The organism is Lactobacillus agrestimuris, assembly GCF_943193025.1.
Lineage (GTDB): Bacteria > Bacillota > Bacilli > Lactobacillales > Lactobacillaceae > Lactobacillus > Lactobacillus agrestimuris.
Map to the genome: position 1 here is coordinate 64,682 of NZ_CALPCQ010000005.1, position 16,185 is coordinate 80,866.

Annotated in this window: 13 protein-coding genes; 10 read left to right on the plus strand and 3 right to left on the minus strand. The window is 35.3% G+C overall.

The window, feature by feature from the left end; genetic code table 11:
• Positions 1–142 precede the first annotated feature (142 nt).
• On the plus strand, positions 143–1,297 hold the full coding sequence (gene nagA / locus NFR82_RS02460; RefSeq protein WP_251716563.1) for an N-acetylglucosamine-6-phosphate deacetylase: 1,155 nt from the start codon (positions 143–145) through the stop codon (positions 1,295–1,297).
• A 416-nt stretch (positions 1,298–1,713) separates the two neighbouring features.
• Here nagA and NFR82_RS02465 read toward each other — a convergent pair whose 3' ends face one another.
• Positions 1,714–2,190, minus strand: a complete 477-nt coding sequence (locus NFR82_RS02465) for a nucleoside 2-deoxyribosyltransferase (RefSeq protein ID WP_251716564.1) — start codon at positions 2,188–2,190, stop codon at positions 1,714–1,716.
• Positions 2,191–2,308: 118 nt separating this feature from the next.
• Here NFR82_RS02465 and NFR82_RS02470 point away from each other — a divergent pair, with 118 nt between their 5' ends.
• Positions 2,309–2,794, plus strand: coding sequence for a PTS sugar transporter subunit IIA (locus NFR82_RS02470; protein ID WP_251716565.1), 486 nt, complete (start codon positions 2,309–2,311; stop codon positions 2,792–2,794).
• Between the two features lie 21 nt (positions 2,795–2,815).
• On the opposite strand, the gene NFR82_RS02475 is transcribed toward NFR82_RS02470, so the two are convergent.
• Positions 2,816–3,619: a tyrosine-protein phosphatase gene (locus tag NFR82_RS02475; protein ID WP_251716566.1), complete on the minus strand. Its 804-nt coding sequence runs from the start codon at positions 3,617–3,619 to the stop codon at positions 2,816–2,818.
• A 146-nt stretch (positions 3,620–3,765) separates the two neighbouring features.
• On the opposite strand from NFR82_RS02475, the gene NFR82_RS02480 reads away from it, so the two are divergent.
• Entirely contained in the window at positions 3,766–4,248 is a 483-nt protein-coding gene (locus NFR82_RS02480; protein ID WP_420908726.1) for a universal stress protein, read from the plus strand.
• A gap of 31 nt (positions 4,249–4,279) precedes the next feature.
• Here the strand turns inward: NFR82_RS02480 and NFR82_RS02485 are convergent, their stop codons facing one another.
• On the minus strand, positions 4,280–4,858 hold the full coding sequence (locus tag NFR82_RS02485) for a DNA-3-methyladenine glycosylase I (protein ID WP_251716568.1): 579 nt from the start codon (positions 4,856–4,858) through the stop codon (positions 4,280–4,282).
• 151 nt (positions 4,859–5,009) lie between these two features.
• On the opposite strand from NFR82_RS02485, the gene NFR82_RS02490 reads away from it, so the two are divergent.
• The 7 genes from NFR82_RS02490 to nrdD all read left to right on the plus strand — a co-directional run bounded on the left by NFR82_RS02490 (position 5,010) and on the right by nrdD (position 16,184).
• Positions 5,010–5,495 (plus strand): hypothetical protein, encoded by a 486-nt coding sequence (locus NFR82_RS02490; protein ID WP_251716569.1) that lies wholly within the window; start codon positions 5,010–5,012, stop codon positions 5,493–5,495.
• A 54-nt stretch (positions 5,496–5,549) separates the two neighbouring features.
• Positions 5,550–6,947 carry a metallophosphoesterase family protein gene (locus NFR82_RS02495; protein ID WP_251716570.1) on the plus strand — a complete coding sequence of 466 codons (1,398 nt, stop codon included), beginning with the start codon at positions 5,550–5,552 and terminating at the stop codon, positions 6,945–6,947.
• Between the two features lie 109 nt (positions 6,948–7,056).
• Positions 7,057–9,006 carry an asparagine synthase (glutamine-hydrolyzing) gene (gene asnB, locus NFR82_RS02500; RefSeq protein ID WP_251716571.1) on the plus strand — a complete coding sequence of 650 codons (1,950 nt, stop codon included), beginning with the start codon at positions 7,057–7,059 and terminating at the stop codon, positions 9,004–9,006.
• A 21-nt stretch (positions 9,007–9,027) separates the two neighbouring features.
• Positions 9,028–10,296, plus strand: a complete 1,269-nt coding sequence (locus NFR82_RS02505; protein WP_251716572.1) for a carboxylate--amine ligase — start codon at positions 9,028–9,030, stop codon at positions 10,294–10,296.
• Positions 10,297–10,619: 323 nt separating this feature from the next.
• A complete protein-coding gene (gene hpt, locus NFR82_RS02510) occupies positions 10,620–11,153 on the plus strand; it encodes a hypoxanthine phosphoribosyltransferase (protein WP_251716573.1) in 534 nt (177 codons plus the stop codon).
• A gap of 130 nt (positions 11,154–11,283) precedes the next feature.
• Complete coding sequence (locus NFR82_RS02515) at positions 11,284–13,818, plus strand: plasma-membrane proton-efflux P-type ATPase (protein ID WP_251716574.1); 2,535 nt, start codon at positions 11,284–11,286, stop codon at positions 13,816–13,818.
• 212 nt (positions 13,819–14,030) lie between these two features.
• Positions 14,031–16,184 carry an anaerobic ribonucleoside-triphosphate reductase gene (gene nrdD, locus NFR82_RS02520; RefSeq protein WP_251716575.1) on the plus strand — a complete coding sequence of 718 codons (2,154 nt, stop codon included), beginning with the start codon at positions 14,031–14,033 and terminating at the stop codon, positions 16,182–16,184.
• Position 16,185: the final 1 nt, after the last annotated feature.

Below are 16,185 nucleotides of genomic sequence, written 5' to 3' on the forward strand. Positions count from 1 at the left end.
CTAAATTAAATTGCTACCTCTATTATAACTAAAAAATCCTAAGATTTTTTATAGTTTGCACCAAAACTGGTAAAGACCAATTTTATGAGTTAAAATAGAATTATCAAAAACAGTTAAGTAATGATTTATAAAGGATAAAAAGATGACATATTATATTCATGCAGATAAGTTTTTCTTAGAAAATAGAACTGAAAATGGTGGCTATCTTGAAGTTCAAGATAATGGCAAGTTTGGTTTTTACTATTCAGAATCTGATAAGCCTGAAGGAAAAATTCTTGATTATAAAGGTCAATGGGTAGCACCCGGATATGTTGATACTCATATTCACGGTTCACTTAAAGAAGATGTAATGAAGAGCGACTGGGAAGGCATCAATAAGATTTCTAAAGGTCTTTTGAGTGCGGGTGTTACTTCATGGATGCCTACTACAATTACTGCCGCAAGTGAAACTTTGACTAAAATTTGTCAGATGTTTGCTGAAAACAAGGGTCGTGAAGAAGGGGCTAAGATTCAAGGTATTCACTTTGAAGGACCATTCTTTACTGAAGAACATGCTGGTGCCGAAAATCCTAAATATATGATGGATCCAAGCATTGATGAATTTAACAAGTGGTTTGAAGCTTCTGATGGAATGCTTAAGAAAATTTCCATGGCCCCTGAAAGAAAGGGTTCAAAGGAATTCATTCGTGAAGCTACTAAAGAAGGTATTGTTGTATCATTGGGACACTCAAGTGCAACTTTTGAGGAAGCTGCAGCTGGTATTGAAGCAGGAGCAAGCATGTTTACTCATACTTTCAACGGGATGCCTGATCCAGCTCACCACGGCGCAAGTATTTCCAATGCTGCTATGAGTATGAACAATGTGACTGATGAATTAATCTGTGATGGTCATCATGTGCAAGAACCAATGGTGCGTGCCCTTATCAATGCAGTAGGGCCAGAACATGTTGCGCTTATCACTGACTGTATGGAAGCTGGTATGATGCCAGACGGTGATTACATGCTTGGAGAATTACCAGTTTACGTTAAAGATGGTATGGCTCGTCTTAAAGACGGCGACAATTTAGCAGGATCAATTTTACAATTAAAAGACGGCGTTAAGAATGTTGTTGACTGGAATATCGTAAGTCCAGAAAAGGCTATTATGATGGCTACATACACTGCTGCAAAGAGTGCTCATATTTTAGATAAATGTGGTTCAATTAAGCCGGATAAGGATGCTGATTTTATTATTTTGAATCCTGATATGACAGTAAGCGAAACTTACTTGAATGGAGAATCTAAATACAAGGCTTAAGGCTTGATAAAAGTGGATTTCTAAACGAATTCCGCTTTTTTTATTTATTTTAATGTAAGCGCTTTACTTGCTTAGCGAATGATGGTATATTATAAGTGTAAAGAAGAGAAGATAAAAAGTAAGAGGTGAGTTCCGATGGGCTAAGTAAAAACGCAAGCTGGATTTAAGAAAGGTTTGTGATACCAATGGGTATTAAAAAATGGCAGTAAAGTATATGTGGTTTAAATGTTTTTTAATTAGAAGTGACAAGCTTTAACATAAATGCCCCGAAACTTGTTAAGTGGGGATCGAATAACAATTATTTAAATGTCACTGGAACAGAAAGATTAAAATTTATAGATGATGAATCAATTTAATAAAAAATGACCCTTCACTCGAAAACGAACGTGAATGGTCATTTAGTTTACCTTTATTTTTTAGTAAACAGCGCCATCGTAGAAGCCGTAGCGAGGCCTATTGAAATCATAGTCAGCAAGTTCACTCATCTTAATGGCGTTATCACAAACGCCCCAGCTCATTAAGTTGATTGGCTTACCGTAATCTTCATCAGGAATGACAAGTAAGATGAATTTACCTTGGCTTAATGCATAGCCAAGTTCCATTCCAAGACCAACATCTTCTTCTTCGGGTAAATAAACTCCGATCATTACATCACTAGACTTGATTCCAAGTAAGTCACCATGATAAGTTGCGTCAGCCCATTCAATATCGTGGAGGTATTCTGGATGTTCATCGACGCGAATACCTTTGTATTGGTTAGCTAATGGAACATAGCTGTTTTCAAGGTCGATGGTAGGATTAGCTTTTAAAGCTTCCATTGCAGCATCATAGGCTTTAGTTTGCTTTTCGTTGAACCAACCGGCACCGAAATAAACAGTTTTAGTTTTTGTCATTTTTATCTCCCTCGTAAAATAATTATTGATTTCCTTTTAACTCTAACATGTTTTTTCTTGAAAAAAAGGTCTTGATATTTTAAGGTCAAGGATGTAAGTATTCAAGAGAGGTATTTTTATGAGAGACGAATCTATCTTCGCTTCTGATGCGGTTTATGTAAGTAGTGAAACTGATCAGGCACTGCTTTTAAAAGAAATTTATGATAAATTACTTGAACATGGTTATGTTAAGGGAGACTTTTTAGCAAAGATTATTCAAAGAGAAGAGCAATTTCCTACAGGGTTGAGTATGAAGACTTTGGGAAAGGATTTACCTAATATTGCTATCCCTCATACTGAGGGAAAATTTGTTAATGCACGATTAATTGTTCCGGTGGCTTTAGTAAATTCAGTTGAATTTGGAAATATGGTAAATCCAAAAGAGAAGCTATCTGTTAAATTTTTGTTTATGCTTTTAGAAAATAATCCAGATGGACAAGCAAAATTGCTGAGTCAGGTAATGGATTTTTTGGCAGATACTCCGGAAAAACAATTAAAGATTTTGTTTAATCTGCATGATCCAGAAACGATTTATGAATTTTTAAGACAGAAGTTTACAAAATAAAAAGACCCTTGCGGGTCTTTTTTAATTTTCTAAGTAAATTCGGCGAAGTTCCATAATATCTGCGCTAGACAATTTCATCACATCGCGTAAGTAATTGTTGATGCTGCCATAATCATCGTTCAGAATTTTAATCGCATGATTAATATATTCCGCATGAACGGACTGTACATCACGAAGTGATTGAATGACGTTTTCGCTCATATTATTATCCTTTAGGCGTTGCACCATATTATCGATGAAGTCTTTAGTAGTGATATTAGTTAACAAATAATCTTCTTTAATTGTTTTAAGCGGAACGCCAAGTGCAGAAAGAACAAGTAATGCTCCAAAGCCAGTTCGATCTTTTCCTGCGGTACAGTGGAAAATTAAAGTATCGCCATCTTTTTTGTTTGCTAATAAGTAATCAAAGAACTTGCGGTAGGCCTTTTGAGCAGATTCACTGCGAATCATGTCTTCATAAGCAAAGAGCATATGGTCAAAGCCAAAGTTAGGATCTTTTTCAGCCTCAGTTTCTAGGTCATTGATACTTTTAGATGAATTAGTTAAGTCTTCACTGAAGACAGGGTCGAAGTAATATTTTGCTCCTTCTGGGACACGGTCAGGTTGTTTTTCAGCTTCTTCTTTACTACGGAAGTCAACATCATATTTAACTCCATAGTCTTTTAAAAATTCAAGATCAAATGGAGAAAGATCAGCCAAATTTCCTGTTCTAAGAAGTTTATGATATTTTATCTTTTTACCAGATAAAGTTTCATATCCACCTAATTCACGGAAGTTTCTACCACTAGTTACTCCAATCAATTGATTAGTTAATTTTTTATGCATAAAAGTGCCTCCAAATTATAGATATAGAGCTTGATCCAATTTTAACAACAATTAAAAAAAGAAACAATCAAACTACAAGTAATAGCTTACAAAATTATGCTAAAATAGAAACATAAGGTAAAAATAATTCTTAGGAGATGAGTAAATTGGCTAAGGAAAAAGACAGAATATTAGTTCCAGTAGACGGTTCTGAATCTGCAGAACGTGCTTTTGATAAAGCAGTAAAGATTGCTATGACTGACCATGTTGGTATTGATGTCTTAAATATCATTGATACTCGTCAATTCATGGGTGAAATGCAAGACACCTTGATTTCTGGCGATACTATTTATCAAATGACTCAAGATTCAGAAGAGTATTTGAAGAGCCTCAAGAAATGGGCACACGATAACTTTGGCTTTGACGATATTGATTATCATATTCGTTATGGTAGTCCTAAGAGAATTATTTCTTACGACTTCATTAATGATCACCATAATTCATTAATCGTAATGGGTGCAACAGGTTTGAATGCTGTTGAAAGAATGTTGATGGGTTCAGTCACTGAATATGTAAATCAACATGCTTTGGCAGATGTATTGATTGTCAGAACTGATATTGACAACAATCCAATCCATAAGACTAAATAAACTAAAAGACGAGCTTAGCTCGTCTTTTTTTCTAGCCATTATATTTAAATGGGCAACATTCGATATGATCATTGATTAATCCGATATTTTGCAAATATGAATAAATAATTACTGGTCCAACAAAGTTGAAATTTTCTCGTTTCATATTTTGGGCCAATTTTTTTGCAATATCATTTGAAGTAGGCACGTCTTCAAAGATTTCTGGTCGGTGCATAATTTGCATTGGGATTGAGTGTTGCAAAAATTTGGCAAAGCTGCCATATTTTGCCTGGATAATTAAAACCGCTTTGGCGTTTTGGATTGCGGCTTCAATTTTACGGCGGTTACGAATAATGGAACTGTCATCTAGTAGACGATTAACGTCAAGTTCAGTCATTTGAGCCACTTCTGCTGGGTCGAAATTTTTAAATGCCTTGCGAAAATTTTCTCTTTTATGCAAAATTACTCGCCAATTAAGTCCTGATTGAAAAAGCTGTAAAACTAACATTTCGTAAAGGTAATTATCTTCAAGCTTGATTTTTCCCCATTCATGATCATGGAACTGTTGAATTACTTCATCTCTGGTTTGTCCCCAAGGACAGCGTAAATTTGCGAAATTTGCCTGAGTCATTATTTTCCCTCCATTTTTAAACCTCTATTATTAAGTACGCAAAAAATCGCAAAATTACCGAAAAAAGTTTTAAAAATTGATATTTTTAAGGTTCCAATCCTAAAAATATTACAAATTTTGCTATAATAGGGAGTGAATTTAGGAGGACAAAATGGAAAAGCTAGATACTATGATGTTGGCTGATGATTTGGCCTTATCACAAGATAAAATTTTGAGCGGAGAACAACAGTTAGATACTGAAGCTATTTACAAAGTTATCGATAGCTTAAATGTTCTTAACAATCCAATCAAAGATTACTTTGAAATGACACAAGAACAATACTATGAAGCTGAAAGTGATCACAAGTTAACTTTACTTAACCTTTCAGATAAGCTTGTTAACTTACATGATCGTATTTTAACTAACCACGTTGATGGTTATGTTGATAAAGATGAGATCAACTTAACTTATAATCATGAAAATCCATATGCAGATGATATGTACAATGCAGAAGTTGATTATCATGTTTTAACTTACAGTCTTAAGGTCATTGGCGCTGTACAAGCGATAGCGGCCGAGGATTTGCAAGAAGTATTATCTAAAGATGCTGTCTTGTCATTGGGACTTGCTACATACGCTTTAGCACAAAACGCATAGTTTTTCGAGTCGGCATAAAATTCCGACTCTTTTTTGTTTTTTGAGGCAATTATTATGGGGATTTTAAAATTTAGTCATGGCATAGTTGATAAAATATCAGGTGCTACTAAACGTAGTAGCCTATCAAAGCACGGTAAAATGATGGATCCAATGCAAAAGTATTTGACAGTTGGGGAATACAAGGTTGGTGAAGAAGAAGGAACACCAGATGGCCGAAACTTTGTTTTAACTGTCTATAAAGATGAAAATGGTATTTTACATCAAGCACTTAGTCCTGAAAGTACACAAAAGCTTGCACCAGAATATGTTCGAAGCTTTAGTGACGAACTTGGTCGATATCGCGATTTTATTAGTAAAGAAACCGGACGCCGTTATAAGGTGGAAGAATATTTAAATAATTTTGCTGATAGGGTAAAAAGCTATACTCGTTCAGGCAATAATTCTATTAATATTGGCCTTTTAACTGATACACACTTTAAAGATAGTAATAGTATTGATTTCTATGGCTGGAATGGATTGACACATGTTCGTGAATTCTCATATTTAGATCAACTTGGCCTTTTAAATTTAAAGGCTCATTTAGGTGATTGGATTGATGGGTCTGATGCTGGTCTTTTAAGTGAAAACGAACTTACAAAGATTCGTGATGCATTTAAATCAGATAATGTGCCATATTTGATCATTAAAGGAAATCATGATGAAAATGATAAATTTGATGAACACCATGACTTTAAAGCCTCATTTCCTGAGAATGAATTTGAAAGCATTATGTGGCCGCAGATGTATGGTCAAAGCAAAATTAATTATATTTCTAAACAACACGGAGTTAGCTACTTTGACTTTGACGATTTAAGAGTAATTTCGGTTAACACTTCAGATATTCCTTACTACTTAAATAATAAAGGACAAAAGAAATATGATACTAAGATCACTCTAGGAGTTAGAGAAGATCAAATCGAAGAAATTATTGAAATTTTATCTAGATCATCAAACAAGAAAATTATCTTCATGAGTCATGCTAACCCAATTAATCGTAAAGGAAGTAATGCGCTTAAATTTAATGGTCGCTCCCTTCATGAACTTCTTGTAGCATTTAATCAAAGAGAAAAAGGAAAAATGCACTCTAGTAAAGATGTTCCGGCAGAGTTTAGATTATCAAATGACTTTGATTTTACTGGCGTTGAGAATGCTCATATTATTGCTTATTTCTGTGGTCATAGACATCGTGAAGATCAGTATCGAATCAATGGTATTCAGTATATTTTGTTCAACTGTTCAGCTTTAATGGGACCTAACCATGCCTTAACCACTAAATATAATAAGAACTGGAATCGACAGATTGACCATCCAACTGAATTTGCTGGTTATGTCGCAAATATTGACTTGGAACGACACCGTTTGCAAATTTTTGGTTATGGAGCAGCTTCAAAGAGGAAAATATTTTTCATTTAGTTAAGATTTAGTAAGCAATTTGGTTATTACAAGGCTTTAGATTATAATGGATAGGTTAAAAAGATATATATTAATTTAATTATTAGAAAATTTTAGAGGGAATTTAGATATGTGCGGAATTGTTGCATTTTATGATCCAAAAATAAATGAAAAACAAGCCGTTATTGGTAAAATGATGGCGACTATTAAACACCGTGGTCCAAGTTCCGACGGTTACTATACTAATGATGAAGTTGCATTAGGATTTAGAAGACTTTCAATTATTGACCTTCGCGGGGGCAGCCAACCTATCTATAACGAAGATAAAACTCGCGCAATTATTTTTAATGGTGAAATTTATAACTTTAAACCTTTAAGAGAAGAATTAATCAAAGCAGGTCACACCTTTACTACCAAAGCAGATACTGAAGTTCTTCTTCATGGATATGAAGAATGGGGCATGGACGGCCTTCTTAAGCGCGTGCGCGGAATGTTTGCGTTTCTTATTTGGGACGATAACAATAAGACTTTATATGGTGCACGTGACTTCTTTGGTATTAAGCCAATGTATTATTCAGATGTTGATGGTCACCTTCTTGTTGGTTCAGAGCTTAAGAGTTTTTTGGAATACCCAAAGTTTAAGCGTGAATTAAATGTTGAAGCTGTTAAGCCATACCTTATGAACCAATACAATGACCTTGATGAAACTTTCTTCAAGGGCGTATACCGCTTCCCAGCAGGTCACTGGTTCGAATATAAAGATGGTGAAATGAAGAAGCATCAGTATTGGGATGCTGAATATAAAGAAAATAGTTTAAGTTTCGAAGAAACTATCAATCGAATTGATGAAGATTTAAGAGAAACTGTTGATTTATACCGTAACGCTGATGTGCCTGTAGGTGCATTCTTGTCAGAAGGTATTGACTCATCATACTTAACTTCACTTTTGAATCCTGATAATGTTTTTTCAATAAGATTTGATGATTCAACTTATGATGAAGCTTCAAAGGCAAAGGCTTTAGCTGATATTAATAATTGGAAATTCTATAGTGACCAAGTTGATGCTGATGAAGCAATGCGTGATTTCCCAGAAATGCAATATCATATGGATGAACCTGATGCTAACCCATCAATTATTCCATTATGGTACTTATGTAAATTAGCAAGAAAGCACGTTACTGTTGCTTTGTCAGGTGAAGGTGCCGATGAACTTTTTGCTGGTTACGTTAACTATGGTATGCATACCCATAATGATGTAATTAAGGTCTTTACTTCGAAATTGAAGAAACTTCCTAAGAATAAGCGCATCAAGCTTGCTCATAAGATCAAGAAGATGCCTAATTTCCCAGGAAAAGTTCACATGTACACTAATCTTGCTGAACCAAGTGAATTTTATGTTGGTCAATCAGTAATTTATGATATGGACTATCCAACTATCTTCACTTCAGAAGATGCAAATAGTGTTCTTCAACCAAGTTACCGTAATAAGTTAACTGTAAATGGAATCTATCAAAAGGACTTCAAGAAAGTTAAGGATATTGATTCTGTTAAGCAAATGCAATACATTGATCTTCACCACTTTATGCTTAATGATATCGAACAAAAGGCGGACAAGATTTCAATGGCACACTCACTTGAATTGCGTGTTCCATATCTTGATAAGAAGATTGCGGAACTTGCAAACTCAATTCCAACTGAATACTTGATGAACCGTCATGATACTAAGTACGCACTTCGTAAGGCTTCTGAAAAGGTCTTACCAGAAGAATGGGCTAAACGTCCAAAGCTTGGTTTCCCAACTCCAATTAAACAATGGCTACAAGAGCCACGTTTCTATGAACAAGTTCGTAATTTATTCAAAGAAGATTTCGTTAATGATATTTTTGATCAAAAGAAGATTATCGAACTTCTTGATGATAACTTTAATGGTGATGGTTCACACCGTCGTCAAATTTGGACTATCTATACTTTCCTTGTATGGTACAAGTTATTCTTTGTAGATTACAAGAATACTGTTAAGAAGTATCAACATGTTCAACCAGAAGTTGATGCGTTAATTAAACAAGGTAAGTTACTTTAATTTAGGAGTTTTTTGAGAATAATGACTAAGAAATTTACGCCAATTTTACTTGGTAGTGATATAAATGTATATGGTATGGCTCGATCTTTTAATGAGGCCTACGGAATTCGTGTTAAGGCAATGGCTGATACTCAACTTGCAGCTACACGCTATTCAAAAATTGTAGATGTTGAACTTCATCATGGTTTTAGCGCAGATCCAACTTTTATGGATGTAATGCGTAAGAAGATGGAAATCTACAAGGACCATGAGGAACCTGTGATTTTGATCGCTTGTGGTGATGGATACGCTGAACTTTTATCTAAGCACAAGGATGAATTAAGTACGGTCTTTGTTGTGCCATATATTGAATACGACTTACTTGAAAAGCTTATTTCAAAGGAAGGCTTTTACGAAGTTGCTGAAGAATATGGCTTGCCATATCCTAAGACTAGAATCATCACTATGGACGATTACAAGACTAAGAGCTATTTGGATATGCCATTTGATTATCCAGTAGAACTTAAGCCAGAAGATCCAGTTTCATGGCTTAACTGCCAATTTGAAGGTCGTAAGAAGACTTTCACCATTCATGATGAAAAAGAATTAATTGATATCGTTGGTAAGATTTATACTAACGGTTATACAGAGGACTTGATCTTACAAGACTTCATTCCTGGTGATGATTCTCATATGAGAACTTTAAACGCTTATGTAGATAAGAATCACCAAGTAAAAATGATGTGTTTAGGTCATCCACTTTTGGAAGACCCAACCCCGCAGTCAATTGGTAACTACATGACAATTCTGCCAGCTTATGATGAAAAGTTATATGAACAAGTTCAAACATTCCTTGAGAAGTTGAACTATACAGGAATGGCTAACTTTGACATTAAGTATGATGACCGTGACGGTCAATACAAGTTCTTTGAGATTAACTTGCGTCAAGGTAGATCTAGTTTCTACGTAACTTTGAATGGTTATAACTTAGCTAAGTGGTACATTGATGATTACGTTGAAGATAGCCTTAAAGATAAGGAAACTGTCTATGGTAACAAGCTTAAATCTAAGCATGTTTTATGGATGGGTGTTCCAGTTAAGATTTTCAAGGAATACGCTTTTGAAAATGAAGCAAAGAAGGCAGCTGAAGAATTAATTCATGAAGGTCGTTATGGCACTACTGTCTTTTATGATAAGGATCGCAACTTTAAGCGTTGGATGTTAATGAAGTATATGTTCCATAATTACTTCAAGCGATATAAAGAATTCTACCAAGTAAATAAGGGACAATATTTTAAACAAGATAAATAGTAAAAAAGACCCAAATTTTGGGTCTTTTTTTGGCTCTTAGTCAAGAAAGCTATCCTTATTTAGTGTGCATAATAATTAATATCATGTGATATAGTATTAATAGAACGAAAATAAAAGGTATTTAGTGTGCAATATTGGGGTAGCTCCTCAATTTGTCGTTAAAGTGGCTCTGCTTCGGCAGAGTCAATAAAACACGAACAATAAAAATGAACAAAAACGCTTTAGTTAATAAAATATTCCACAAAAATCAAAATTAAGGTATATTTTTTGTAAAAATATGTTAAAATCTTATCGTTAGTAATTTTGAACAAAAGGAAATAAAAATGAACAACGATATTGAGAGTGTACTTTACAGTAAAGAACAAATTGAAGAGAGAATGGATGAATTGTCCGGAGAAATTACCAAGAAATATGAAAATGAAATGCCACTGATAGTTTCTGTGATGAATGGGGCAATGATTTTTACTAGTGATATGTTAAGAAGATTAAATTTCAAATTAAATCTTGATATCATTAAGGCTTCCAGCTACCAAGGTGCACATTCAACTGGTGAAGTTAAGATTATCCAAGATTTGAGATCAGATGTTAAAGGACGTCGAATAATCTTGATGGAAGATATTATTGATACTGGACGTACATTAAAGTATTTGAAAGACTTGCTTATGAAGCGTGGTGCTAAAAGTGTTGAAATTTGTGCAATGCTTGATAAACCAGAAACTCGTACAGTGGACTTAAAAGGTGATTACATCGGATTTAATGCACCGAATGAATTCATTGTTGGATATGGTCTTGATTATGATGGACTATACCGTAACTTACCTTATATCGGTATTTTGAAGAAACAAATCTATGCATAAAATTTTAGCTAGAGGAAGAAAATCCCTCTAGCTTTTTTATTTGTCGAGTCGTTATCTTGGAAATTTTTGTGATAGCGGTTTACACTAAACTCAATGAATATCTTATATTTGGAAGGGAGTCAGTAATAAGATGAATGAGAAATCGAATAATAAAACTGACTTAGAAAAAGAAGATATAAATAAAGTGGTTAGTGACCTACAGGTTGATCCAAATAAAGGATTAACCGATCAGGAAGCTCAAGAGCGTTTGAAGAAATATGGTCCTAATGAAATTACTGCAAAAACTACACCAATGTGGCTTAAGTTTTTGAAGAATTTCACTGGTCCTATTGCTTATATGATTGAAGCAGCCGCAATTGTTTCGGCTTTTATTCAACACTGGGATGATTTTTGGATCATTTTAGCATTGCTTTTGTTCAATGCATGTATTGAATTTTGGCAGGATCGTAAGGCTTCAAATGCTCTTGCAGCATTGAAAAAGGGTTTAGCTCCAACAGCTACTGTAATGAGAAATGGCAAATTTAAGACCATTCCAGCTAGTCAACTTGTTCCAGGTGATATTGTTAAAATACGTTTGGGACAAATTGTGCCAGCTGATATGCGTTTTGTAAGTGGCGATTATGCCTCAATTGACCAAGCAGCCTTAACTGGTGAAAGTTTACCAGTTTCTAAGAAGATTGGTGATGAAGCTTATTCAGGTAGTGTTGTTAAGCAAGGTGAAATGACTGGTGTAGTAATTGCTACTGGATCTCACACCTTCTTTGGTAAGACTGCTAAGCTTGTTGCTTCTGCTGGTGGTAAGAGTCATGCACAAGAAGCTATGTTCAAGATTGGTAACTATTTGATTATTGTTGCCGTAATCTTGGCCGTTATCATGGTTGCCTTTAGAGTTTATAACGATCTGATGGCTCACAGCTTCGGACTTAGTACAGCTCTTAATATCTTGCAATTTGTTTTGGTATTATTGGTTGCCTCAATTCCTGTTGCCATGCCAACGGTCTTTTCAATTACCTTGGCATTAGGTGCTTTGAACTTATCAAAGAAAAAGGCGATTGTTTCTAAACTTTCTTCAATTGAAGAAATGGCCGGTGTTGATATTTTATGTAGTGATAAGACCGGTACTTTAACCAAGAACCAATTAACTTTGGGTGATACTACATTAATCAATGCTCCGGATGCACAGAGCGTTATTCTCAAGGGTGCACTTGCATCAAGAAAAGAAGACAATGACCCAATTGATAATGCTGTTATTGCAGCTTTAAAGGATCAAACCAAATTGCAAGATTGGGCAATGGATAAGTTTATTCCATTTGATCCTGTTACTAAGAAGATTGAGGCTCATCTCCACAATAAGACTACTAATGAAAAACTCTGGGTAGTTAAGGGTGCGCCTCAAGTTATTGCCGCTTTATCAACTGATCAAGCAGTTAAGGATAAAGTTAAACAAACAACTAGTGACTTAGCTAGTCGTGGATACCGCGCTTTGGGTGTTGCACAAAGTACTGATGAAGGTAAAACATGGACTGTACTTGGCGTGCTTTCAATGTTTGACCCTCCACGTGATGATTCTAAAGCAACTATTGATCAATGTAAGAAGGAAGGTATCAGCGTCAAGATGATTACCGGTGACGATACCGCGATTGCGATCGAAACCGCTAAAAAGCTTGGTATGGGTACTAATATTTATAATGCTTCCGAAGTCTTCCCTAAGGATTTGGATCCAGATAATGTTCCTGAAGATTTAGCTAAATTAATTGCTAAGGCCGATGGATTTGCTCGTGTGTTCCCAGAACACAAGTATGCAATTGTTAAAACTTTGCAAAAGCAAGGTCACATTGTTGCTATGACTGGTGATGGTGTTAACGATGCTCCTGCATTGAAGCAAGCCGATTGTGGTACTGCTGTTGCTGGTGCGACTGATGCCGCAAGAAGTGCTGCAGCCCTTATCTTAACTTCACCAGGTCTTTCAGTTATTCAAACAGCTATTACCGAAGCAAGAAAGATTTTTGCCAGAATCACAAGTTATACAATTTACCGTGTAGCTTTGACCATGAACATCATGTTCTTAGTTGTTTTGTCATCAATTTTCCTTAACTTCCAACCATTAACAGCTATTATGATTGTGGTTATGTCACTTCTTGATGACTTACCAATTATGACAATTGCTTATGATAATACTTATGTAAGTAAGAAACCGATTAGATGGCAAATGAAGAAGATTTTAACTGTTTCGTCAATTCTTGGTTTCTTTGCCGTAATTCAATCAATGATCCTACTTGTTATAGGTTGGGAATCAGCTAAGAATCCTGGTTCAAATACTTGGTTTGTTGTAACTAATCAAGCTCAACTTCAAACAATTATGTTCCTTCAATTAGTTGCTGGTGGACACTTACTATTGTTTGTTACCCGTCAAAGTCGTTGGTTCTTTAATAGACCATTCCCAGCAGCTGCTTTGTTCTGGGCAATTGTAATTACTCAGATCTTCGCTGCATGTGCTTGTTACTTTGGTTGGCTTGTACCACGGATTTCACTTTGGATGATTTGTGAAATTTGGATTTACAACATTGCTTGGATGTTTGTTTTGAACATCATTAGAATGTGGATTGAAAAAGTCCAAAATAAACACGAAGCAGAAGCTCCAGTTGAGACTGCAAGTGCAAAGTAATTTGAATAGAAAATAGAAGTATCGAAATTTTCAGACTACTGAAAATTTCGGTATTTTTTTGCCAAAATTAATTAAAAAATCTTAAGATTTTGCGGAATACTTGTCTCACCAACTTTTTGGTTAATACAAGATAGTGATCCTCATAAACGTATAGAATACAAGATGTTGTGTTTTGTGCTATAGTTAATACATAGATTTTGAGGAGAAGAAAAATGTTACAGCAAAAACTTGACCAAGAGGTAGAAACTTTGAAACTGCCGAATAATTTCATTAAAAGAGACGGTAGTAAGTATCCATTTGAATTATTTAAGTTAGAGATGGTATTGCATGCACTAGATCTAGATGATGTAAAAAATATCATTTTAGCTAAAATTGCAGATCATCTTAATGCGCAAGATATTGTGACTGCTGAAGAAGTTGCGTCAGCTTTTCATGATAGCTTGAATGAATTAGGCTATCTTGATCAAGCTAAGAAATATGTTCAATATCGCCAAAATGACGAAAAAGAATGGGCCAAGCAAACCGATACCAAGAATCGTTTAGAGCGCTTAGTATCAAGAGATCCAGCAATTGTTAACGAAAATGCCAATAAAGATAGTGAAATTTTCAGTACTCAGCGAGACTTAACCGCTGGTACAGTTGGTAAGACTGTTGGTTTAACTATGATGCCGGAACATATTGCTAAAGCTCACCTTCGCGGCGATATCCACTGGCATGATCTTGACTATACTCCGCTTAGCCCAATGTCTAATTGCTGCTTAATTGACTTTAAGGAAATGCTTTCTAATGGCTTTAAGATCGGAAATGCTTTTATGGAAAGTCCAAACTCAATTGGTGTTGCAATTAGTCAAGTTGCTCAAATTATTACTAATGTAGCATCTAGTCAATATGGTGGTTGTTCATTTGATCGCGCAGATGAGGTTCTTGCTCCATATGCAGAAAAAAACTACCAAAAGAACTTATCTGATGCTAAAGAAATGCTTGATGATGCTGATAAGGCCGAAGAATTCGCTAAAAAGCTAACTAAAAAAGATATCTACGATGCAATGCAAAGTCTTGAATATGAAATCAACACCATGTTTTCAAGCCAAGGTCAAACTCCATTTACTAGTTTAGGCTTTGGACTTGGAACATCATGGATTGAAAAGGAAATTCAAAAAGATATCTTAAAGATTAGAATTAAGGGTTTAGGTAAAGAAGGTAGAACTGCAATTTTCCCTAAGCTTTTATTTACCCTTAAGCGTGGTCTTAACTTGAATCCCGGTGATCCAAACTATGATGTAAAAGAGCTCGCAGTTGAATGTTCAACTAAGAGAATGTATCCAGATGTTTTAAGTTATGACAAAATTAAAGAAATTACTGGCTCATTCAAATGTCCAATGGGTTGTCGGTCATTTCTTCAAGGTTGGAAAGATGAAAATGGCAAGGAAGTTAACTCAGGTCGTATGAACTTAGGTGTTGTGACTGTTAACTTGCCAAGAATTGCGATGGAAAGTCACGGTGACAAGGAATTATTCTGGAAAATCTTTAATGTAAGAATGCAAACTTGTCATGAAGCTTTAGAGTTTAAGGCTCATCGTGTAACTGAGGCTAAACCAATTAATGCACCAGTCCTTTACCAATATGGTGTTTTTGGTAAACGTCTTAGTGAAGAAGGTAATGTAAATGACTTGTTCAAGAACGGACGCGCTACTATTTCACTTGGTTACATTGGTCTTTATGAAGTTGCTACTGTCTTTTATGGACCAGATTGGGAAAGTAATAAAGAAGCACATGATTTCACAATTGAGATTGTCAAAAAGATGCATGATTTGTGTGCTAAATGGGAACATGACGATCCAAATCATTATCACTATAGTTTATACTCAACCCCAAGTGAAAGTTTAACTGACCGCTTTTGCCGCCTTGATACCGAAAAATTTGGTAAGGTTAAGGATATCACTGACAAGGAATATTACACTAATTCTTTCCACTACGATGTTCGTAAACACCCAACTCCATTTGAAAAGTTGGCCTTTGAAAAAGACTATCCTAAATACGCTGCTGGTGGATTTATCCACTATTGTGAATACCCTAATTTGAAGCAAAATCCGGCAGCACTTGAGGCCGTGTGGGATTGGGCATACGACCAAGTAGGTTATCTTGGAACCAACACCCCAATAGATAAGTGTTATAAGTGTGGTTTTGCTGGTGAATTCACGGCAACTGCTAAAGGTTTCCAATGTCCAGAATGTGGTAATCATGATCCTAAGACCTGTGATTGTGTCAAGCGAACCTGTGGATACTTGGGTAATCCTTTGAAGCGTCCAATGGTACATGGTCGTCATGAAGAAATTGCTCACCGTGCAAAGCATATGAGGAATTAAA

What these genes read in the sequence shown, in the direction of transcription:
- NFR82_RS02470 (WP_251716565.1), top strand. Translation starts at nt 2,309, where the DNA reads ATGAGAGACGAATCTATCTTCGCTTCTGATGCGGTTTATGTAAGTAGT.
- hpt (WP_251716573.1), top strand. Translation starts at nt 10,620, where the DNA reads ATGAACAACGATATTGAGAGTGTACTTTACAGTAAAGAACAAATTGAA.
- NFR82_RS02485 (WP_251716568.1), bottom strand. Translation starts at nt 4,858, where the DNA reads ATGACTCAGGCAAATTTCGCAAATTTACGCTGTCCTTGGGGACAAACC.
- NFR82_RS02495 (WP_251716570.1), top strand. Translation starts at nt 5,550, where the DNA reads ATGGGGATTTTAAAATTTAGTCATGGCATAGTTGATAAAATATCAGGT.
- asnB (WP_251716571.1), top strand. Translation starts at nt 7,057, where the DNA reads ATGTGCGGAATTGTTGCATTTTATGATCCAAAAATAAATGAAAAACAA.
- NFR82_RS02515 (WP_251716574.1), top strand. Translation starts at nt 11,284, where the DNA reads ATGAATGAGAAATCGAATAATAAAACTGACTTAGAAAAAGAAGATATA.
- nagA (WP_251716563.1), top strand. Translation starts at nt 143, where the DNA reads ATGACATATTATATTCATGCAGATAAGTTTTTCTTAGAAAATAGAACT.
- NFR82_RS02465 (WP_251716564.1), bottom strand. Translation starts at nt 2,190, where the DNA reads ATGACAAAAACTAAAACTGTTTATTTCGGTGCCGGTTGGTTCAACGAA.
- NFR82_RS02505 (WP_251716572.1), top strand. Translation starts at nt 9,028, where the DNA reads ATGACTAAGAAATTTACGCCAATTTTACTTGGTAGTGATATAAATGTA.
- NFR82_RS02490 (WP_251716569.1), top strand. Translation starts at nt 5,010, where the DNA reads ATGGAAAAGCTAGATACTATGATGTTGGCTGATGATTTGGCCTTATCA.
- NFR82_RS02475 (WP_251716566.1), bottom strand. Translation starts at nt 3,619, where the DNA reads ATGCATAAAAAATTAACTAATCAATTGATTGGAGTAACTAGTGGTAGA.
- nrdD (WP_251716575.1), top strand. Translation starts at nt 14,031, where the DNA reads ATGTTACAGCAAAAACTTGACCAAGAGGTAGAAACTTTGAAACTGCCG.